This window comes from Sinimarinibacterium thermocellulolyticum (assembly GCF_040327995.1).
GTDB lineage: Bacteria > Pseudomonadota > Gammaproteobacteria > Nevskiales > Nevskiaceae > Solimonas > Solimonas thermocellulolyticum.
Genome location: NZ_JBEPIJ010000011.1, coordinates 101,389 through 122,263 on the forward strand (window position 1 = coordinate 101,389; position 20,875 = coordinate 122,263).

Below are 20,875 nucleotides of genomic sequence, written 5' to 3' on the forward strand. Positions count from 1 at the left end.
GATCATCGACCGTTTGCGAGTGCCGCCTTGCGCACCTTCCTGCCGTCCGCTCCCGTGCTCGCCGCCCTTTTGCTGACCGGCGGTTGCGCCAGCCTACCGTCGGCGCGCCCCGCACCGGACGAGCCCGCGGCGAACGTCGCGGCGCCCGTACCCGCGATCGAGGATGCGCCGGTCGTCGGTGCGGCTCCCGAGACGCCGTTTGCGACCGCTGCTGCCCGGGCGCAGTACCACATCCTTGCGGGCGAACTGGCCGCCTCGCGCGGCGCGCCGGCACAGGCCGCCGCGGAGTTCGCGGCGGCGCTAGAGACGGTGCGCGACGCCGAGCTGGCGCAGCGCGCGACTGGCCTTGCGGTGCTCGCCCGCGACGAGGCCCTGGCGCTAGAGCTTGCGCATCGCTGGCTCGAACTCGATCCGGACTCGGCCGAACCCCGAGAAGTGATCGCCGGCCTGAGCCTGCGCCAGGGCGATCTCACTGCGACCCTGGAACAAACCCGCGCGCTCGTGCGCGGCCATCCGGCCGGTCCCAGTGAGGGTTTCCTGCACGTGGCGCAGATCCTGATGCAGGCGGACGCCGAACGGGCCGACGCCGCGCTCTCGGTCATGGGCCAACTGGTCACCGAATGGCCACGGCTCGCCGGCGCGCATCACGCCTTGGGCGTCGTCGCCTTGCATTTCGAGCGGCTCGATCTCGCCGAACGCGCGATCGCGGCGGCGCGGCAACTCGAACCAGGCAACCGCGATCACGAGCTGCTGCAGGTCGGCATCTGGGTCGGCCAGAACCGCATCGAGCAGGCCGACGCGCACATCGCCAAGCTCGCGGCGGCCTCGGACAAGCCTGCCGAGCTGCGGCTGGGCTATGCGCGTTTGCTGCTCGAAAAGAACCATCGCGAGGCCGCGCAGCGCCAGCTCCGGGCGATTCTCGCCGCAGACCCGGTCAACGTCGATGCCCACTATGCCCTGGGCGTGCTGCACTTCAACGAAGGCGAGTTCAAGGCCGCCGAGAAGCACCTGCGCGCTGCGCTGAGCGGGCCGCGCATGCAGGACGCAGCGCTGCAGCTCGGGCGCGTCGCCGAGGCCTTGCAACGCCCGGAGGAAGCCCTCGATCACTACCGTCGCGTACGTCACGGGCCGGCGGCGATCGAGGCCGCGCTGCGCAGCGCATCGGTGCTCGCGCGCATCGACCGGATGAGCGAAGCACAAGTCATCATCGGCGAGCTTCGCGACCGCTTTCCGCAGCTCGCCACCCGGCTCGATCTGGCCGAGGGCGAGCTCTTGATCGACAGCGGCGACGCCGAGGCTGCATTCGCGTTGTACGAGCGCGCGCTCGTTGACGATCCCGACAACCTCGATCTGCTCTACGGGCGCTCGCTGGCGCGCGAGAAGCTCGGCGACCTCGTGGGCGCCGAGCAGGACCTGCGTAAGATTCTGTCCCGCGAACCGGACGATGCACGCGCGCTCAACGCGCTGGGTTACATGCTCACCGTGCACACCGACCGGCTCGACGAGGCCGAGACCCTGATTCGCCGCGCGCTCGAGCTCGAACCAGACGATGCGGCGATCATCGACAGCATGGGCTGGCTGCACTTCAAGCGCGGCCGCCACGAACAGGCGCTGACTCTGCTCCGCAAGGCCTATGCCCGCTATCCGGACCCCGAGGTCGCCGCGCATCTGGGCGAGGTGCTATGGGTCATGGGCCGGCACGAGGAAGCCGAGGCGATCTGGGACGAGGCGCTGCGCAGCGACGCCGACCACCCGGTCGTACTCGAAACGCGCCAGCGCCTGCGGCCATGAAAAGGGCGCTCACCGGCGTGGTCGCGGTGCTGGCCGCGGCCTGCGCGCCGCTCAATCCGCCGCCGTCGCCAGCCGAGCGCGAGCGCGCCGAGCTGCACTGGGCACGGCACCGCGAGGCGCTCTCGCAGGTGCTCGGCTTCAGCCTGCAGGGTCGGCTCGCCGACGACCGCGGCCGCAGCGGCGAACTGAGCTGGCAGCAGCGCGCCGACGGCAGCTTTGCGCTGCAATTGCGCGGCCCCTTCGGCGCTGGCGGCGTCGCCATCGACGGCGATGTGCAGCGGGTGCGCGTGCGCACCAAGCACGGCGAGCAGCTCACCGAGGATCCGCGCAGTTGGATGCGCGAGCAGCTCGGCTGGGACCTGCCGCTCGACGATCTGCGCGACTGGGTGCTCGGCCTGCCGGCGCAGGGCCCGGTCGAGGCGCTCGTGCTCGACGCCGAGGGCCGGCTTGCGCAGTTGCAGCAGCACGGCTGGTCGGTGCGCTACGAGCGCTATCAGCGCGTCGGCGCACTGCAGCTACCGCAGCGGCTCGATGCCGAATCCGGCGACATTCGCTTGCGCCTTTTGGTCGACCGCTGGACCGCGATCGATCTCGCCGCCGCCCCCGACGACGATTGACCCCACACCATGTCCGCACGCCCACCCGGCGCCTTCACGGCCGGCTTCGCCTGGCCCGCACCGGCGAAACTGAATCTATTCCTGCACGTCACCGGTCGCCGCGCCGACGGCTACCACGAGCTGCAGACGCTGTTCCAATTCCTCGATCTGGCCGACCGCCTGTACTTCGTGCCGCGCGGCGACGGCGTGATCCGTCGTCTCGACGGACCCGCCGAGGTGCATGAGGCGGACGATCTCGCCGTGCGCGCCGCGCACGCGATCCAGCGTGCCTCCGGCTGCAACCTCGGCGCCGACATCCGCATCGACAAACGAATCCCGATCGGCGCCGGTCTGGGCGGCGGCTCCAGCGACGCCGCCACCACGCTGGTCGCCCTCAACCGTCTGTGGAATCTGGGGCTGACCACCGACGAACTGGCGCAGCTCGGCCTGCACCTGGGCGCCGACGTTCCGGTATTCGTGCGCGGCCACGCCGCTTGGGCGGAAGGCGTCGGCGAGCGCCTGTCGCGCATGACGCCGCGTGAGCCTTGGTACCTCGTCCTCGTCCCACCGGTCGCGGTATCGACCGCCGCCATCTTCGGCGCCGCCGAGCTGCGCCGCGACTGTCCGCGCATCACGCCGGCGGACTATGCGGCCGGCGCCACCATCAATGTCTGCGAGCCGGTGACCACCGCACGCCACCCCGAGGTCGCCGAGGCCCTGCGCTGGCTAAAGCGGCACGGCCCCGCGCGCATGTCCGGGACGGGTGCCGCGGTGTTCCTCGCCTGCGACACACGCGCGCAGGCCGAAGCCATCGCCCGTGCCGGCGACGCGCCCGGACGCTGCTTCGTCGTGCGCGGGCGCAACCGCTCGCCGCTGCTCGATGCCGCGGCTCGTTGATGCAGATCGCGCATGTAAGGCCGCCGTTCGCGCGCCGCGCTTTCCGTATAATGCGCGCCTGCTGCAGATCGATCATCCGATGGGGCGTCGCCAAGTGGTAAGGCAGCGGGTTTTGATCCCGCCATTCGGTGGTTCGAATCCATCCGCCCCAGCCACGATCGCATGCAGCGCAAGAGTGCCCATGCAAAGCTCGGGGCACGGTGCCGCTGCGGCCCCCCGCTGACGCGGGCAAGGGGCAACCAACACGCACGACCGAAAGGCCGACACATGTCCGAATCGCAGCTCATGCTGTTCTCGGGTAACGCCAACCCGAAGCTCTCCCGCGACATCGCCGCGTATCTGAAGACCCCGATCGGGGAGGCCGTCGTCGGCAAGTTCTCGGACGGCGAGATCCAGATCGAGATCCTCGAAAACGTGCGCGGCAAGGACGTGTTCGTCGTGCAGCCGACCTGCCAGCCGACCAACGACAACGTGATGGAGCTGCTGCTGATGCTCGACGCGCTCAAGCGCGCCTCGGCAGCCCGGGTCACTGCGGTCATCCCCTACTTCGGCTATGCCCGTCAGGACCGCCGCCCGCGCAGCGCGCGCGTGCCGATCTCGGCCAAGGTCGTCGCCGACCTGATCGGCGAGTGCGGCGCCGATCGGGTGCTCACCGTCGATCTGCACGCCGACCAGATCCAGGGCTTCTTCGACATTCCGGTGGACAACGTCTACGCCAGTCCGGTGCTGCTCGGCGAAATCTGGCGGCAGAAGTACGAGAACCTGATCGTCGTCGCGCCGGACGTCGGCGGCGTGGTGCGCGCGCGCGCCGTCGCCAAGCGGCTGGACGATGCCGACCTGGCGATCATCGACAAGCGCCGGCCCAAGGCCAATGAATCGCGCGTGATGAACATCATCGGCGACGTCGAAGGCCGCACCTGCGTGCTCGTCGACGATCTGGTCGATACCGCCGGCACGCTGTGCAAGGCCGCCGCGGCGCTCAAGGACGAAGGTGCGATCAAGGTCGTCGCCTACGTCACTCACCCGGTATTGTCGGGGCCGGCGGTCACGAACATCAGCAACTCGGTGCTCGACGAGCTGGTCGTCACCGACAGCATTCCGCTCTCATCAGCGGCGGCCGCCTGTCCGAAGATCCGTCAGCTGTCGATCGGCGGCCTGCTCGCCGAAACCATCCGCCGCATCAGCGCGGAAGAATCGGTCAGCTCGCTGTACGTCGACTGAACCTCGCTTCAGTCCGCGACGCGGACGATCTTCATGGCGAGTTCCAGCGCCTGCTCGTAGTTCAGGCGCGGATCGACCGTCGAGCGGTACGCGCGCTCCAGATCCTCGTGCGAGAGATTGCGCGCCCCGCCGGTGCACTCGGTGACGTCCTCGCCGGTCAGCTCCAGGTGCACGCCGCCCAGGCGCGAACCGCAGCCCTTGTGCACCGCGAAGGCTTGCTCGACTTCGGCGAGGATGCGATCGAACGGTCGCGTCTTCAGACCGTTGGGTGCCGTGATCGTGTTGCCGTGCATCGGATCGCAGACCCAGAGCACCCGGCAACCGGCCTTGCGCACGGCGTCGATCAGGCCCGGCAGATGCGCGGCGATCTTGTCGGCACCCATGCGGTGGATCAGCGTCAGGCGCCCGGGCTCGTTGTCCGGATTGATCACCCGGCACAGTTCGACCACCCATTCCGCGGTCATCGCCGGTCCGACCTTGACGCCCACCGGATTGCGAATGCCGCGGCAGTACTCGACGTGCGCGCCTGCCGGCTCGGCGGTGCGCATACCGATCCACGGGAAATGGGTCGAGAGGTTGTACCAACCTTGCTTGCGCGGCACCTTTCGCGTGTGCGCCTGCTCGTAATGCAGCAGCAGCGCCTCGTGCGAGGTGAAGAACTCGACGCGCGAGAACTCACCGATCGGCCGGCCGGCCAAGGTTTCCATGAAGCGCAGCGAATCGCCGAGGGCATCGACCATCTTCTGGTAGTCGGCCGCCAGCGGCGAGTGCCGCACCCAGTCCAGGTCCCAGTACTCGGGATGATGCAGGTCGGCGAAACCGCCATCGATCAACCCGCGCACGAAGTTGATCGTCATCGCCGAGCGCGCGTGCCCTTCGATCAGACGGCGCGGATCGGGCGTGCGTGCCGCCGCGGTGAAATCCGGACCGTTGACCAGATCGCCACGATAACTGGGCAGCGTGACACCGTCCCGCGACTCGGTGTCGGCCGAGCGCGGCTTGGCGTACTGGCCGGCGAAGCGGCCGATGCGCACGACGCGGCTCTTCAGGCCGTGCACCAGCACCAGCGACATCTGCAGCAGCACCTTGAGCCGGTTGGTGATGACCTCGGGCCGGCAGTCGGCGAAGGATTCGGCGCAGTCGCCCCCTTGCAGCACGAAGCCTTCGCCCGATTGCGCACGCGCCAGATGCGCGCGCAGGGCATCGACCTCCCAGGAGGTCACCAGCGGCGGCAGTTGGCGCAGCTGCGCGAGTGCATCCTCGAGCGCGGCCGGATCGGGATAGGCCGGCTGCTGCACCGCCGGACGCGCCTGCCAGGACTGCGGCGACCACGCCGATGAGCTTGTTGCAGGAGAATTCGACACTGTCGGAACAGCCGCTGCGTAACGGGCGATAATCGAGGGGGCGCCAGTATAGCCCTGCCATGATCCGCTTCATGGCCGATCGCGCCCGGCCCCACCGCCAAGCCCGTCCGCGACATGACCGCCAGCCGCGACAGTGACCACACCCCCCTGATGCAGCAGTATCTGGCGATCAAGGCCAGACACGCCGACATGCTCGTGCTGTTTCGCATGGGCGACTTCTACGAGCTGTTCTACGACGACGCCCGCCGCGCCGCGCGGCTGCTCAACATCACACTGACCAGTCGCGGCGAATCGGCCGGCAAGCCGGTGATCATGGCCGGCATCCCGCACCATGCGCTCGACCAGTACCTTGCACGGCTGATCAAGGCCGGCGAGTCGGTCGCGATCGCCGAGCAGGTCGGCGAAGTCGGCGTCGAAAAAGGGCCGGTGCGCCGCGAGGTCACGCGCATCGTCACTCCCGGAACCGCCACCGACGATGCCCTGCTCGATGCGCGCGCACAGACACTGCTCGCGGCTGCCTGCAAGCACGGTGAGCACTTCGGCCTGGCGTGGCTGGAGCTCTCCTCCGGCCGCTTCTGCGTGATGCAGACGACGCGCCGGGACGAGCTGCACGCCGAGCTACAGCGGCTGCGCCCCAGCGAGCTGCTGGTCGCCGACGACGGGCACGGCGCCGACCTCGCCGCCCTGGCCGGCACGCCGCAGCGCCCGCGGCCACCATGGCATTTCGAGCGAGACAGTGCCTGGCGACTGCTGACGACGCAGTTCGGTACCCGCGACCTGCGCGGCTTCGGCGCCGAAGATCTGGCGGCTGCGATCGCCGCGGCGGGCGCGCTGCTGCAATACGTGAAGGACACGCAGCGCAGCGCGCTGCCGCACCTCACCGGCCTTCGCGTCGAACAGGCCGAGGATGCACTGTTGCTCGACGCACCGACGCGGCGCAACCTCGAAATCGACCGCTCGATCTCGGGCGCGCACGATTTCACGCTGCTGTCGGTGCTCGATCGCTGCGTCACGGCGATGGGGGCGCGCGCGCTGCATCGCTGGTTGACGCGACCGCTGCGCGACCATGCCGTGCTGCGCGCGCGACACGATGCCGTCGCCAACCTGCTCGACGGCGATGCGTACAACGGCAGCGGTGCCGAGCGTCTGCGCGCGGCACTCAAGGACATCGTCGATCTGGAACGCATCCTCGCGCGCGTCGCGCTGCGCTCGGCGCGTCCGCGCGACCTCGGCGGACTGGCGGCGAGCCTGTGCCAGTTGCCGCAGGTGGCCGCGGCGATCGACGGCCTGGAGGCGCCGCTGCTGCGCCAGCTCGGCGAACAACTCGGTGAACACGACGCACTCGCCGCGCAGCTTCGCGCCGCGCTCGCCGACGAATTGCCGCTGCTGGCGCGCGACGGCGGCGTGTTCCGCGCCGGCTACGACGCCGATCTCGATGCGCTGCGCGCGCTCGCGTACAACGCCGACGGCTTTCTCGCCGAACTCGAAGCCCGCGAACGCGCGCGCACCGGCGTCGACGCGCTCAAGGTCGGTTACAACCGGGTGCACGGTTATTACATCGAGCTCGGCAAGACACACGCCGCCAAGGTGCCGCCCGACTACGTGCGGCGGCAGACGCTCACGCACTACGAGCGCTACATCACCGAGGAACTCAAGCGCTTCGAGGACCAGGTGCTGTCGGCGCGCGACCGCGCACTGGCGCGCGAGAGGCAGTTGTACGAGGCGCTGCTCGATCGGCTCGCGGCGCAGCTCGCACCGCTACAGGCCTGTGCGCAGGCGCTCGCGGAACTCGACGTGCTCGCCTGCTTCGCCGAGCGCAGCCACGCACTCAGGCTCTCGCGACCACAGCTCGTGGACGAGATCTGCATCGACATCCGTGCGGGCCGCCACGTCGTCGTCGAACAGACCTCGACGCAGCCCTTCGTGCCCAACGACGTCCATCTCGACGCGGATCGGCGCCTCTTGATGATCACCGGCCCCAACATGGGCGGCAAATCGACGTACATGCGCCAGACGGCGTTGATCGTACTGCTCGCGCACACCGGCTGCTTCGTCCCCGCGGAACGGGCGCGCATCGGCGTCATCGATCGCATCTTCACGCGCATCGGCGCCGCCGACGATCTCGCGTCAGGCCAGTCGACCTTCATGGTGGAGATGAGCGAGACCGCGAACATCCTGCACAACGCCACCGCGCGCAGTCTGGTTCTGATGGACGAGATCGGCCGCGGCACTTCGACCTACGATGGCCTGTCGCTGGCTCGCGCAGTCGCCGAGCACCTGGCGCTGCGCGTGCGCGCACTGTGCCTGTTCGCCACGCACTACTTCGAGCTGACGACGCTGGCCGAGACGCTCGATGGCGTCGCCAACGTACATCTGGATGCCGCCGAGTACGCGGCCGGCGACGGCGAAGGCGAGCGGCTGGTGTTCCTGCATGAAGTCAAGCCCGGGCCGGCGAGCCGCAGCTTCGGCCTGCAGGTGGCTGCGCTCGCCGGCGTGCCGCAGACGGTGATCCGCGCGGCGCGCGCGCATCTGGAGGCGCTCGAACGCGCCACAGCGACGCCGCCGGCATCCTCGCCGCAGCTGTCGCTGTGGGCCGCGCCGGTCGAGCCCGCCCCCTCGGCGCTGGCGCCAGTGCTCGAACTGCTCGATGACCTCGATCCCGACGCGTTGTCGCCGCGCGAAGCGCTCGACGCGCTCTATCGCCTGAAAGATGCCGCCAAGACCGTGCGTTGAGCGCGGTCAAAAAAGGTTCAGCGGCGTTCGCGCAACCGATCCGCGCTGCGCGCGAGCCCGGGCTGCGGCGGCGCCACCGGCGGCGGCTGTCCTTCGCGCAGCGCACGCGCGCGGCGCAGGCTTGCGCGGATGATGCCGGCCATCGCCGCCGCCATCAGCAGCGCACCGAACACCATCGCGACCAGGTCGACGTGCGGCACCTGTGGCAGGAGCTGCGTCAGCAGGGCGATGCTGCCGAAGTGGCCGACCGCGCCCAGCGCGAACAGCAGCGCGCCGACGCCGTCGAGCAACAACAGCGGCAGCGGAATCGGCAACTGCGGTCGAGTCGTCATCGGATGCCTCTACATACCGGCGCTGCGCAGCGCGAGCTTCACTGCCACCCAGACCGCGAGGACGAACGCCAGCGTCATGGCCAGGCCGACGACGATGAAGTGCAGCGGCCTACCCTTGGAAAAATCGCGCTCGCGGTTGCGCGCGCTCTGCACGCCGAAGAACGCGGCGGCGACGCTGGTCAGCGTCTGCCACAGTGTCAACGGCGCGTCGTCGCGCCGAGGTGATGGTTCGCTCGGGCTCACGCCACTGACACGGTTCAGTAGTCGTTGAGGATTTTCTGCGTGGTCGCCACATCCCTGCCAGCCTTGGCCTGGATGTCGTCCGCCGTCAGTTTTTCCAGCTTGCCGCCGACCAGCGGCACGCTGCAGCTCACGGTCCACTTCAGATGATTGGCAGAACCCTTGCCCTCGTCCTTGAGCGTCATGTCGGCGCTGACCTTGACCGGCGTGCCCTTGATTTCCACGTCCAGACGGCCGGTCATCCGTGTCAGGTCCCAGGCATCCTGCTGGACGACGGTGATCTGGCCGGGCATGAACTTCTTGAGCATATCCGGCACCTGCACATCGTTCTTGGCGATGTAGCGCACCTTGATGCGAAAGTGCTTGTCGGACTTCTCGTGTTCGAGCACCTCGATGCCGGTGAAACCGAGCATCTGGTACTTGCGCTCGAAGTAGGCGCGGTCAGAGAACATCTTGATCACGGTCGCGGCCGGCTTGTTGAAACTATGCTTGTCGTCGAACTTCATCGGTCCCCCTCCTGCGTCGCGTGAAAAAGCCGCCGAGGATCGCCCTCGGCGGCTGCCATCCACATCCAAGCGTAAGACCAAAGCGCGCGGATCACTTCGTCGTCATCTTCTGCACCGAGGCCGGCGTGAAGTAGTCCGGCTTGAACTGCACCGTCGCGTCGATCGGCTTGTCCTCGTTGAAAGTCGCGGTGATGAAGTAGCGGCCCGAGGTGAAGTGGTAGATCACTTCCGGAATCGTCGTCGCCGTCAGCAGGTTGTAGGCGAAGACGATGTGACCCTCCTGGAACTGATAGAGCTGGTCGCGGTTGTCGTAGGCGTCCACCATGCCGATGGTCCAGCCGTCCTCGTCGATGTAGAAGCGGCGCTTCTTGAAGGTGTGGCTGGTGCCGGGCTTGATCTCGGCCTCGACCACCCAGACGCGATGCAGCTCGTAGCGCGGCAGATCCTGGTTCAAGTGCCGCGGCTTGACCATGACGTCGTACTTGGTCTGCGGGCCGGCGATACGGTTGGAGTTATACGGGATGTACATCTCCTTCTTGCCGACCAGTTTCCAGTTGTAGCGCTCGAGTGCGCCGTTGAACATGTCGACCTGGTCGTAGAACTGATGACCGTCGGTGCCCTCGTAGGGATTGTCGCAGCACACCGTCGGCGCGCGACGGATGCGCTTGAGACCCGGCGAGTACAGCCAGGCCTGGCGCCCGGCCGCGCCGGTGCCGGCCTTTTCATGCACCAGGATGAAGGTGCCGGCCAGACGCGGCGGCGAGACGGTCTTCGACAAATAGCGCAGAAACTCGCCGGAGCCCTTGGTCAGCGGAATCGGATTCTTGAACGAGGCGTAACCAAACTGGACGTCTTCGATCAGCTTGGTCAGTTGGTAATCACCGTTGGGCTGCACGATCATCTGGTTGTTGTAGCGGGTCACCGCCTCCCCACGCCACTTCACCTTGTGATTCCAGATCGGCTCGGCGCCGGTCTTGGGGATCGGGAACGGGAAGCCGAGCTTGCAGTTGTGCGGCGTGTCCGGATCGAGCATCTCGCACTGCGTCGCGTTGACCTTGGTCGCCTCGAAGATCTCATTGGGCCAGGTCGTGAAGCGATGCGAAGGGTAGACGTTCATCTTGTAGCTGTCGTAGGTGTTCAGCAGATGCTTGTGACCCTCCGACAGCTTGTCGGCGTACTGCGCCATGTTCGCCTTGGTGATGGTGAACAACGGCTTTTCCCCGTCGATGCGCGGATCGTTGGGAAATTCGCCCGATAGTGAGCCACGACGGGTCGCCGGCTGCCATTCGGGGATCGTGCCGTCTTTGTTGCCGGCGCGCTCGGCGCCGATCGGCGTGAGTTCGTTGCCGAGCCTCGCCGCCTCTTCGGCGGAGACCTTGGCAAAAAGCGGCGCCGACAGCAGGCTCAGCGTGAGCGCACCAGCGACGACAGGTAGGCGCTTGATCATCAAGGTGACTCTCCTCGTCCAGAGTTTTACGAGCGCGCGCGATGGCTTGACGATGACGCGCGGTGACGCGGCGATGCTACCGAATCCCTCCCCGCCTTGCCATACCAGGCAAGTGCGCGGACGCAAGGAATGCGTCATCGCGATGGTTGTACGCTAAGGCGACTCGGATTTTTCGCAGCGCCGCAGCGCACGTTCGAGCAGCGGACGCGCCGCCAGCTCGCTGCGCAGAGCCGCGAGCATGATGAAGACACCGGCGAGCCGCCGGTGCAGAAACACGATCTCACGCGGCGGCACTCGGAAATGCACCGACAGCGCGTTGAGCGCCGCGACGCGGCTGGCGCGCATCGGCAGGTCGCTCTCGCCCCAGCGGTAGCGGCCGTCCGCGGTGCGCAGCCGCGCCGGCACGCGGGTGTCGTCGGCGTGCGCGAACGGCTCGACGATCAGCTCGCACAACTCGGCGAAGCCATCGAGCACGCTGCGCGGAAAGCCCGGTTTCATTAATCCGATCGCGGTCGCGCCGTCGATCAGGCGCTGGCGGTCGCCACCGATCGCACCGCGCACGATCTTTGCATAGCCGTCGATGAAGCCGCGCCCGAACACCCGCGTTGCGCCGAAATCGAGCAGAACGAAGCGGTCCGAAGCCTCATCGTCGCCGATGCGCACGCGGTAATTGCCGAAATGCGGGTCCGACTGGACCATGCCCCAATCGAAGAACTCGGTGAGAAACAGTTCGAGGAAGGCTTGGCCGAGACGGTCGCGGCGGGCCTGCGCCAGCGCCTGGACTTTGGCGTCGCGCACGTTGAGCCCGTGCTCGTAGGTCGTCGTCAGCACCTGGTCGCTGCAGTATTCGCCGATCACGCGCGGCACGACGAAGCGTGGATCGTGCGTCAGCCGCTCGGCGAAGACTTCGGTGAAGTGACGCTCGCTCTCGTAGTCGACCTCGCGGTGCAGCATTTCGCGCACTTCGTTGAACACCGGCGTCAGATCCAGGCTCTTGGGCGTCAGCCGCGTCATCAGCAGCAGTCGCGACAGCGTGCGGATGTCGCTCTCGATCGCATCGGCGACACCGGGGTACTGGATCTTGACGCACAGCTGTAGACCGTCGGCGCGACGCCGCGCCCGATGCACCTGTCCGAGCGATGCCGCCGCCAGCGGCACTTCGTCGATGTCCAGTTCCGCCAGACGCTTGCGCCCGAGCGCGCGTTCGAGCACCGGACGCACCACCTTCCAGTCCACCGGCGGCGTGTCGTCCTGCAGCGACGACAATACGCTCACCGCCTCCTCCGGCAGGAAGTACTGACCGTACAGCGACAGCATCTGCCCGGCCTTCATGACACTGCCCTTGAGCTGGCCGAGCTCGTCGGCGAGCACTTCGGCCTGGCGCCGATAGAACTCGCGATTGGCGTCGTTGCGCTCGACCTCGCCGCGGAAGATGTTGGCGATGGAGTGCGCCACGATCTTGGCACCGGCCCCGACGCCGAGTCGTGTCAGCGCGACGCTGCGCTCCAAGGGCCTGGTCTTGAGCGAGGTGATGCTACCCTTTGCGCCCTGCGGATTGCTCGATGACATAGCTGGTGATGAAAACCCTTGCGGACTTGCTGTTGGCATCCGGCCGCGCCGACGCCGTCGTCGCCGACGCGGTGCGGCTGATCGAGCGTCACGTCGGCAGTCGCGCCGGTCTGCGCGGCATGGGCCTGAAGACCGGTTTGACGATGGTCAAGGCGGCGAGGCCGGGCATCGTCGAACGCGCGGTGCGCAGACTGCTACCCGAATTCGCGCAGGCCCTCGATCCGATCTACCAGGCATTCCGCGCCTCGGCGCGCAGCGACTTCGCCGATTTCCTGCAGCAGCATAGCCCACAGGCGACGGCGGCGTTGCTCGCCGTCGCCGACCGGCGCATCGGTCAGGCAAGCCCGATCGCACAGTCGGCCTACGCCAAGCTGCGGGGTTCTGCGGAAGCAGAACTCCACGCGGCGATGCCGGCGCTGGCCGAGCTGCTCGCCCGACACCTGCAGGTCTGAGCGCCGCTCGTGCCGTACTCGCCCCAAGGACATCGCGGACGACACCGTGACGTCGCAAGACCGCCGCGGCACTTGCTTCGCGCGCGGACACACCAAACGATGACTCAGCGGGCGTAACGCCCGCGCACCGCGGCCGGAACGAATTCGGCATCACGCATCGGCAGGCCGTATTCGGGCGGTCGATCCTCGGCCATCAGGCGGTTGGCGAAATAGCGTCCATCCTTGAGGTCGTAGACCAGCGTCGGTGCGGTGTTGGCAAAGCCTTGGTCATAAAACGGCAGCAGATGGCCTTCCTGAAACCGCCAGAGCTGGCCGGAATGGTCCTCGTTCTCGACCAGCACCACGTTCCAGCTGTCCTCGTCGACATAGAAGGTGCGCTTACCAAAGCTATGGCGGCGCCCCTGGCGCTCAGTGGCTTCGACGACCCACACCCGATGCAGCTCGTAGCGCGTCGCATCTTGGTTGAAGTGATGCGGCGTGAGCAGACGCTCGTAGGTGTAGCTACCATCCCCGATCCGAAAGCCGTTGTAGGGAATGTACAGCTCCTGCTTGCCGACGAGCTTCCAGACGTAGCGATCGAAAGCGCCGTTGTACATGTCGATCATGTCGATGAACATCAGGCCCTCCGAGCCCACGAAGGGCTGGTCGTAGCCCACCGGCGGCACGCGGAACAGGCGCGGAATGCCCGGCGGCAGCACCCAGATGTTGCGCGGGTTCTCCAGCGAGTTGGCGCTCTCGTGCACCAGGGCGAGAAAGTCGATCTCGTTGCGGGTCTTGCCGAACCAGGTCAGGTAGTACAGCAGAATGTTCTGCTGCGACAGATCGATCGGATCCTTGATGTTGCCGTAGCGAAACCAGACCCGCTCGGTCTGCTTGAGATACTGCGGCGAGCCGCGCGGCGCGACCACCGCCTGCGTGGTCTGTGCCTCGACCGAGTCGCCGCGATAGCGGGTGCGGTGATTCCACATCACCTCGACCCCGGACTGCGGCTTGGGGAAGGGCACGCCCAGCTTCGCGCCGGAAAGCGCATCCGGGCCGAGCAGCTTCGCGCGACCGATGTTGGCCTGGCTGGCCTCATAGATTTCCTGCGGATAGCCGACACTGCGGCGCGTCGCGTACACCGGCATCTTGTAGTTCGGATAGCGCGCGAACAGCGCCTGATGCCCCCGACTCAGACGCTCGCGATGGCGCGCCAGATTGTCCTTGGTGATCGTGAACAGCGGCCGCTCGCCCGCGAACGGATCGCGCAGGCGCTCACCCGGCGCGAAACCTGGCGGCCATTGCGCACGCGTCAGACCACCGGTCCAAGGCGGGATGCTGCCGTCGGCATTGGCCTGGGCCTCGGCGCCGATTGGGGTCAGCCCGCCACGCGGCGCCGCGGCGCCGCTGCCGGTATCCGCGCGCGCCGCTGCGGCGCTCACCGACAGTGGCGCGTCGCCCAAGAGGCTGCCGAGTTGGATCGCTTCGTCATCGCGCACACGGCGCTGCGCCGCCGCAGCCATCGCCTGCTCGCGCGCCCTGCCGGATTCCAGATACGCGATCCAGTCGCTGGCCAGCTTGCGCGATGCAGCATGGGACTTTGCCTGACGAAAGGCCTGCAGGGCGGCGTCGATGTCGGCCTGCTGATAACGCGCCATCCCCAGCGTCATCCAGGTCGCGCCGTCGTTGGCCCCGAGTTCGATCGCTGCCGTCAGCGCGCGCGCCGCCTGAGCATATTCCTCGCGATCCATGTGCAACTGCGCGCGCTGCTGGTAGAGCCGCGCCGACGGGGCGAGGCGTATCGCGTCGTCGAGCGCCGCCAGCGCGAGCTGGGACTCGCGCGCAGCGATCCACAGCGAGGCCAGCAGGGTCGCGCTCTCCCCGGTCAGCGGCACCTGCTTGCGCTCGATGAACTCGGTCAGAGTCGATGCCGCCTCGAATGGCGCACCGATCTGCGCGGTCAGCGTGACCAGGCGCATGCGGTCGGTGACATCGGCGAGAAAGCCGAGACGAGCGGCGATCTCCAAAACCGCTGCCGCGCGGCTCTTGTCGCCGGTCTTGATGTGAATCGCCGCCAGACGCATCCAGTCGTCGCGTTGCGTCGGATCCTCGTTCAGGAGCTGCTCCAGCTCCGGCAGCGCCTCACGTTCGCGGCCGCTGGCGAGCAGCGCCGCCGCGAGCGCACGCCGCCACGACGGATCGATGCGCCGCTGCTGCGCTGCAGCCTCGCGCATGCCCCGTTGCAGCAGTGGAATCGCCTCGCCGTAGCGCTTCTGCTCGATGTACGCCGAACCCAGCGCGATCAGCGTCTCGACCGTGGGCTTGCCGGATTTGACCTGGGCTTCGAGCTGTGGGATCAGCTTCTGGTAGTCACCGCTGGCGAGATACAGCTGCGAGAGCTGTTCGCGCAACTGTTGCTCGGCCAGTCCCGACAGCGCCTTTTGCGCCAGCGCCTGCTCGATGTAGCGCGCCGCCGCCGCGGTATCGCCCGAGGCTGCCGCCTGCGCCGCGAGGTCGCGCAGCAGCAGCGACTTCGCATACGGATCGGTGGTCGTGCGCAGTAGCTCCTGTGCGCTCTTCTGCTCCACCGCCGGCGGCACCGATTCGAGTTCGCGCGTCTCGCTGCGGTACTGCTGGGCGTGCAGCGGCCAGGCGAGTGAGCCCAGCGTGGCGACGGCAAGACCGAAGGTTGCGGCGCGCAATCCCATCATTGCCAGTTGTATGCACAGTCGGCCGGATCCATCTCGACACGCTGCTTGACCTCACGCGCGCGATCGTGGGACTCGTAGATCCAGTTGGCGACACTCTCGATCGCCGCGGCCTCGAACACGCCGCGCGGATCGGCGTCGATCAGGCGCACATTGGTCACCTTGCCGGTCGGCAGTACGGTGAACACCACCTCGACCCAGCCGCGGATTTTCTGCTTGCACGCCCATTCCGGCATCTGCGGCCGCGCCGTCGACAGCGGGATCAACGGTCGGCCGGTGAAGCCCTTGCCGGTGCCGAACCCGCCGCCGCCACCGCCGGCGAAGCCGCCGAAGGCGCCACTGCTGCCGAGCTTCAAACCGCTGCCGGCCAGCCGTGTCGGCAACGCCACCGGACCCACGCTCAACGGCACCGCGGTCAGCGCTGGCACGGTGATCGACGGCAGGTCCGGCTGCGCCAGCGCCGGCGGCGCGGCCGGCGGGGGCGGCGGCGCCGCATCGGGACTTGCAAAATCCGGGGGCGGCTCCTCCTCGGGCGCCTTGCGCACGACCTCGACCTCGGGCAACACCCGCAGCAGATCGTCCGGCGCCTGCGGCGGCCGGATCAGCCATTCCATCAGCAGGAACAGCGCCAGTGCGACCAACAGCGCGGCCGGCGGTGTGACGATCCAGCGGGTCACGGATTCGCGATCACTTCGACGTGCTCGACGCCGTGTCGTTCGAGCGCCTGCAGCACGGGGATCAAGGTCGTGCTCGGCGCGTGCGCATCGACGGTCACGCGCACCACACGGCGCGCGTCGCGTTCGAGCTCGGCGACGACGTACGCGCCGAGCCGCTCCGACGGCACCGCCGCACCGTCGACGCTGACCGCGCCTTCTCCGACGACGACGATGTCGATCGGCTGTGGCGCGCGCCCGCGCCAGGCGAGCCAGCCGAGCACGGCCACGAGTACGACAGCGTAGATCAGCAGGCGCTGTTTCACGGCTGCTCCGCGGCGACGGCGACATCGCGCACCCCGGCCAGGCGCGCCTGGTCCATCGCCTGCACCAAGAGGCCGGCGCGTGCGTCACGATCCGCCTGGACGATGACCGCGGCCTCGGGGTTCTCCGACTTGAGTTTGCGGATCAGCCCACGCAGCTCGCGGATGTCCACGCGCTGGCCGTCGATCCAGACCTCACCCTCGGCGGAAATCGCCACCAGGATGTTGCTCTGCTCCTGCTTGACCGCGGTCTCGGCCGATGGCCGGTTGATCTCGATGCCCGCCTCGCGAACGAAGGTCGTCGTCACGATGAAAAAGATCAGCATGATGAAGATCACATCGAGCATCGGCGTCAAATCGATGCCGGTGTCTTCGGGCGGGGCGGCGTGACGGCGCACTTTCATGGTCGGACCGGGTCTGGACCTCAGGTGTAAGCCAGCTCGTCACCGAGCCGTTCGGTTTCGACTTTCACGCGCTTGCGAAAGCGGTTGATCGACAGCAGACCCGACAACCCGACGACCATGCCAGCCATGGTCGGGATGGTCGCGCGCGACACGCCAGCGGCCATCGCGCGCGCATCCGAGGTGCCCTTGAGCGCCATCACGTCGAACACCTCGATCATGCCGGTGACGGTACCGAGCAGACCGAGCAGCGGACACATCGAGATCATCATCTGGATCAGCGGCAGCGTCGCCGCCATCGACGATTCCTGCGCGGAGATCAGTGCGGCGCGGACGCGGCGCGCCGTCCAGGAGCGGCGTTCGTCACGCGACCGCCAGTGCTCGCACACCTGGTCGCGTCGACGCGGCCAAACCCGGTGGAAGTACCAATAGCGTTCGAGAATCAGCGTCCATAGCGCAACCGCCGCGATGAAGATCCACCACAGCACGAAGCCGCCGGCGTCCATGAAGCGCTGGACCGGCAGTAGGGCGGCGGACAACCAATCAAGCACGTCGAACCTCCAGCCGCTGTGCCAGCAGGCCGGCAGACTGCTCGTCGAGGATCTGCACCAACGCACGTGCGCGCGTGGCCAGTAGCGAGTTGACGAACAACAGCGGAATGGCGACGACCAGGCCCTGTACCGTCGTCACCAGCGCCTGCGAGATGCCGTCCGCCATCAGCTTGGGATCGCCGGTACCGAACATCGTGATCGTCTGGAAAGTCACGATCATGCCGGTGACGGTGCCGAGCAGACCGAGCAACGGCGCAGCGGCGGCGAACAGGCGCAGAATCGATTGTGCGCGTTCCAGCGCCGGCATCTCGCGCAGCACCGCCTCCGACAGACGCAACTCCAGCAACTCGGGGTCGTCGTCACGATGTGCGGGATCGTCATCGAACACGCGCAGCACGCGACCCAGAGGATTGTCATCGCGCGGGCTTTGCAGATTGCGCAACTGCGCGCGCATACGCCGTCCCACCGCCTCCAGATACACCATCTGCCCGAGCGCCATCAGCAGGCCGACGACGCCGATCGCGATGATCACGTAACCGACCAGTCCGCCCTGCCGGATACGCTGGCCCAAGTCCGGCTTTTCGCCCTCCAGCAGCAGCAGGCTGCCACGCGTCGGGTCGACCAGCACCGGCGCGACCGGCTCGTCACTCCGGGCGAAGGCCTCCGCCAAACGGCGTAGCTTGCCCGACGGCTGACGCGGCAATGCCGTCAGTAGGCGGCCTTCGTTGCTGGTCGTCAGGTAGCGGTCCCCAGCGAAAGCGGTGAACGTCCCCACACGGATCACGTCGGCCTGCACGCGCGCACCATGTTCGTCGACGATCTGCGTGTCGAAACGCACGACCTTGCCGCTCTCGGCCATCTCTTGCGTCAGCGTGAACCACAGCGTTTCGAGCTCGGACAGACTCGGCAGCGCAGTGCCCGAGGCGAGATCCTCGAGAAAGTCCATGCGTTCGGGAAACTGCGCAGTGAGCATCGAATCCGCCGCCGCGCTGCGCAGTTCGCCGGCGAGCTGACGCACCGCGGCATTGACCTGCACGTAGTCACCAGCGCGCTCCTTCAACTGCGCCTTGAGTGCGGCGATCTCCCGCTGCTGTGCGTCGTAGCGCCCGCGCGCAGCATCGGCACGTGCCTTTGCCGCTGCCAGCTCGCGCTCGGCCTGGCGCAACTGCTCGGCCTGCTCGTTCTTGTTGCGCAAGAAGCGCTGCTCGCGCTCCTGATTGATCCGCGATGCCTGCGACTGACTCTCGCGAATCTGTTCGAGCAGCGCGTCCAGACCCGCAGGCTGGGCGCACAACGGCATCGCCGTCACCGACAGCACGATCAGGGCAGCCAAGCGTTTCATCGTGCGCCTCCGTCAACCGCGGTCGCAGTCGGCATGGGCAGCACCAGCAGGCTCGCCGCCGCGGTCTCACGCGCGATGCGCAGACCCTCCCGCAGCGCGGGGATGTAACGCGAAGGCAGGCTCTGCCATCGCCGCGCGACCGGATTCCAGCGGAGTGCCTGCTCGGCATCGAGCGCGACCGCGAACAAACCGGCGCGGCCGACGCGCAGTTGATCCATCAGCCGGCCCTCGACTTCGACTCGCTCGGCACCGAGTACGTTGCCGTACTCGACTTCGATGCGGTAGGCATCGAGAATGCGGCGGAACTTGTCCGCGGTGCCGACATCGGCGTCGCCCATCATGCGCCGAAGTTCGGCGACACGTCGGCGACGTTCTTCGGACAGGAAAGGCAGGTCCATTTCGATGAAGGACTCGAGGCTGTCGATCATGCGCAGCATCAGCGGCAAGAGCTCGCGTTCGACGCGCTCCATCTCGTCGATCTGCCGTTGCAGCGCCTCGCGGTCACCGCGCTGCGCCTCGATCAGCTCCTCTATCTGTTCGCTGTAGACCTGCAGTTGCTGCGCCTGCCAGACCGCCGCACGATAGCGTTCGAGCATCTCGCGCGTCTGGTCATCGAGGCGGTCGATGCGCGCCTGGGATTGCGCTGCTGCACGCTGACCGCTCTGGACGGCGCCGATGGCGCGCTGCACGTCGCCCTGCTGCGCCGATGCCGTCGTCATCAGGCCGAACAGCGCGGCGGCCGTCAGCCGCGACAGCCGACACGAGATTCGCTCAACGGACATGTCGCGCCAAAGCCTCGCGCTGTTCGAACGGGCGCAGCCAGCTACAGATGCCGTGCACCATTTCTTCGGTCTCCTCATCGTCGATGACCCAATGACCGCGGTCGGCGTAGTGACGTCGCGCGACGCCCGCATAACGCGCGCCGACTCGGCGCGCCGCCGCAGCAGGCGTCAGCCGATCATCCCCGCAGCTCACCACATACACCGGACAGCGTACATCGTCTGAACGGATTGCGGCAGCGCGAGTGAAGTCGGCCCATGGCAGCAGCGTTTCGAACGTCGCGCGCCCGGACTCATGAACGAGGGTTTCGTACAAGCTGCGCTGCCGGTCGGGTGTCATGCGATTGAACAGTCCATGCGCGGCAGCCTGAAAGCTCGGCTTGTGCGGCCGACGCCACAGCGCGCCGCTGCGCAGCCAGGGGGCGAACACGGCGAGGTTCGCAGCCCGCAGGCCACCGAGCCCGTGCGCCGCGAGCGGCGTCAGCAGCACCAAGGCCAGCGCGTCGATGCGTGCGGCGAGTTGCTGCGCGAGCACGGCGCCGAGCGCGTGCCCGATCAGCACCGGCCGGCGCTCGAATGACTGCATGCGGATGGCCTCGATGAGGAACGCGAGGTAATCGCGCATGCCGCAGCGCCCGACGTGCAAGGGCTGATCCGCCACCGGCTCGTGTGCCGGCAAGGTCGGCGCGAAGCAGGCATAACCACGCGACTGCAGCAACTCGCACACGCGCGCCCAGTTCGCACCGGTGCACCACATGCCGTGGATCAGCACGACCGGTTGTGACATCGACGCGCTCCTCGCAGGCTCGGGAATGGATGCGCGGAGTTCTAGCAGATTCCCCGCCAATCGACGCGCCGCAAAAAGCAAGGTAATTCCTAAGCAAACCGGACCAAATCTGAGAGGATTTGGTCATGAAGCGATGTCCCGGATGTGCAGGTTGTCGGCACTATCGCCTGGGGGATGGACGTCTGAAGTGCCGCGCCTGCGGGC

At 67.6% G+C, this 20,875-nt stretch carries 20 protein-coding genes and 1 tRNA gene; 7 read left to right on the forward strand and 14 right to left on the reverse strand.

Translation table 11 applies throughout. The features are described from left to right. Positions 1-27 precede the first annotated feature (27 nt). The 5 genes from ABSH63_RS10860 (at position 28) to ABSH63_RS10880 (ending at position 4,505) form a co-directional block, all read left to right on the forward strand. A complete protein-coding gene (locus ABSH63_RS10860) occupies positions 28-1,791 on the forward strand; it encodes a tetratricopeptide repeat protein (RefSeq protein ID WP_352889725.1) in 1,764 nt (587 codons plus the stop codon). After that, complete coding sequence (gene lolB, locus ABSH63_RS10865; RefSeq protein ID WP_352889726.1) at positions 1,788-2,408, forward strand: lipoprotein insertase outer membrane protein LolB; 621 nt, start codon at positions 1,788-1,790, stop codon at positions 2,406-2,408. Before ABSH63_RS10860 ends, lolB begins: the two co-directional genes overlap by 4 nt. Before the next feature lie 9 nt (positions 2,409-2,417). Further along, positions 2,418-3,284, forward strand: a complete 867-nt coding sequence (gene ispE, locus ABSH63_RS10870) for a 4-(cytidine 5'-diphospho)-2-C-methyl-D-erythritol kinase (RefSeq protein ID WP_352889728.1) — start codon at positions 2,418-2,420, stop codon at positions 3,282-3,284. An 80-nt stretch (positions 3,285-3,364) separates the two neighbouring features. Continuing rightward, positions 3,365-3,439, forward strand: a tRNA-Gln gene (locus tag ABSH63_RS10875). A gap of 112 nt (positions 3,440-3,551) precedes the next feature. After that, on the forward strand, positions 3,552-4,505 hold the full coding sequence (locus tag ABSH63_RS10880) for a ribose-phosphate diphosphokinase (RefSeq protein WP_352889729.1): 954 nt from the start codon (positions 3,552-3,554) through the stop codon (positions 4,503-4,505). An 8-nt stretch (positions 4,506-4,513) separates the two neighbouring features. On the opposite strand, the gene ABSH63_RS10885 is transcribed toward ABSH63_RS10880, so the two are convergent. Next, positions 4,514-5,869 (reverse strand): class II 3-deoxy-7-phosphoheptulonate synthase, encoded by a 1,356-nt coding sequence (locus ABSH63_RS10885; RefSeq protein WP_352889730.1) that lies wholly within the window; start codon positions 5,867-5,869, stop codon positions 4,514-4,516. A gap of 114 nt (positions 5,870-5,983) precedes the next feature. Here ABSH63_RS10885 and mutS point away from each other — a divergent pair, with 114 nt between their 5' ends. Further along, positions 5,984-8,602 carry a DNA mismatch repair protein MutS gene (gene mutS / locus ABSH63_RS10890; protein WP_352889732.1) on the forward strand — a complete coding sequence of 873 codons (2,619 nt, stop codon included), beginning with the start codon at positions 5,984-5,986 and terminating at the stop codon, positions 8,600-8,602. Positions 8,603-8,619: 17 nt separating this feature from the next. Here the strand turns inward: mutS and ABSH63_RS10895 are convergent, their stop codons facing one another. The 5 genes from ABSH63_RS10895 to ABSH63_RS10915 all read right to left on the reverse strand — a co-directional run bounded on the left by ABSH63_RS10895 (position 8,620) and on the right by ABSH63_RS10915 (position 12,696). Then, positions 8,620-8,934: a hypothetical protein gene (locus tag ABSH63_RS10895; RefSeq protein ID WP_352889733.1), complete on the reverse strand. Its 315-nt coding sequence runs from the start codon at positions 8,932-8,934 to the stop codon at positions 8,620-8,622. Between the two features lie 9 nt (positions 8,935-8,943). Further along, entirely contained in the window at positions 8,944-9,177 is a 234-nt protein-coding gene (locus tag ABSH63_RS10900; protein ID WP_352889734.1) for a DUF2970 domain-containing protein, read from the reverse strand. A 14-nt stretch (positions 9,178-9,191) separates the two neighbouring features. Then, positions 9,192-9,680, reverse strand: a complete 489-nt coding sequence (locus ABSH63_RS10905) for a DUF2505 domain-containing protein (RefSeq protein WP_352889736.1) — start codon at positions 9,678-9,680, stop codon at positions 9,192-9,194. Between the two features lie 91 nt (positions 9,681-9,771). After that, the gene (locus ABSH63_RS10910; RefSeq protein WP_352889755.1) at positions 9,772-11,127 is read right to left on the reverse strand and encodes a DUF1329 domain-containing protein; all 1,356 of its coding nucleotides are present in this window, start codon (positions 11,125-11,127) and stop codon (positions 9,772-9,774) included. A gap of 153 nt (positions 11,128-11,280) precedes the next feature. Further along, entirely contained in the window at positions 11,281-12,696 is a 1,416-nt protein-coding gene (locus ABSH63_RS10915) for an ABC1 kinase family protein (RefSeq protein ID WP_352889737.1), read from the reverse strand. A gap of 8 nt (positions 12,697-12,704) precedes the next feature. Between ABSH63_RS10915 and ABSH63_RS10920 the strand changes: the two genes are divergently transcribed. Next, positions 12,705-13,148 carry a DUF6918 family protein gene (locus ABSH63_RS10920; RefSeq protein ID WP_352889738.1) on the forward strand — a complete coding sequence of 148 codons (444 nt, stop codon included), beginning with the start codon at positions 12,705-12,707 and terminating at the stop codon, positions 13,146-13,148. Between the two features lie 104 nt (positions 13,149-13,252). Here the strand turns inward: ABSH63_RS10920 and ABSH63_RS10925 are convergent, their stop codons facing one another. Genes ABSH63_RS10925 through ABSH63_RS10960 form a run of 8 tightly spaced genes read right to left on the reverse strand, consistent with a single transcriptional unit; the run spans position 13,253 to position 20,671 of the window. Next, positions 13,253-15,838, reverse strand: coding sequence for a DUF1329 domain-containing protein (locus ABSH63_RS10925; RefSeq protein WP_352889739.1), 2,586 nt, complete (start codon positions 15,836-15,838; stop codon positions 13,253-13,255). Beyond that, positions 15,835-16,512 carry a TonB family protein gene (locus ABSH63_RS10930; RefSeq protein ID WP_352889740.1) on the reverse strand — a complete coding sequence of 226 codons (678 nt, stop codon included), beginning with the start codon at positions 16,510-16,512 and terminating at the stop codon, positions 15,835-15,837. The genes ABSH63_RS10925 and ABSH63_RS10930 overlap by 4 nt, the downstream gene beginning before the upstream one ends. Then, entirely contained in the window at positions 16,509-16,814 is a 306-nt protein-coding gene (locus ABSH63_RS10935) for an ExbD/TolR family protein (protein WP_352889742.1), read from the reverse strand. Before ABSH63_RS10935 ends, ABSH63_RS10930 begins: the two co-directional genes overlap by 4 nt. Continuing rightward, complete coding sequence (locus tag ABSH63_RS10940) at positions 16,811-17,215, reverse strand: ExbD/TolR family protein (protein WP_352889744.1); 405 nt, start codon at positions 17,213-17,215, stop codon at positions 16,811-16,813. Before ABSH63_RS10940 ends, ABSH63_RS10935 begins: the two co-directional genes overlap by 4 nt. 20 nt (positions 17,216-17,235) lie before the next feature. Further along, on the reverse strand, positions 17,236-17,763 hold the full coding sequence (locus tag ABSH63_RS10945; RefSeq protein WP_352889745.1) for a MotA/TolQ/ExbB proton channel family protein: 528 nt from the start codon (positions 17,761-17,763) through the stop codon (positions 17,236-17,238). Then, positions 17,756-19,105, reverse strand: coding sequence for a DUF3450 family protein (locus tag ABSH63_RS10950; RefSeq protein WP_352889747.1), 1,350 nt, complete (start codon positions 19,103-19,105; stop codon positions 17,756-17,758). The genes ABSH63_RS10945 and ABSH63_RS10950 overlap by 8 nt, the downstream gene beginning before the upstream one ends. Then, positions 19,102-19,887: a DUF3450 domain-containing protein gene (locus ABSH63_RS10955; protein WP_352889748.1), complete on the reverse strand. Its 786-nt coding sequence runs from the start codon at positions 19,885-19,887 to the stop codon at positions 19,102-19,104. The genes ABSH63_RS10950 and ABSH63_RS10955 overlap by 4 nt, the downstream gene beginning before the upstream one ends. Further along, positions 19,877-20,671, reverse strand: a complete 795-nt coding sequence (locus ABSH63_RS10960) for an alpha/beta hydrolase (protein ID WP_352889750.1) — start codon at positions 20,669-20,671, stop codon at positions 19,877-19,879. The genes ABSH63_RS10955 and ABSH63_RS10960 overlap by 11 nt, the downstream gene beginning before the upstream one ends. Positions 20,672-20,875: the final 204 nt, after the last annotated feature.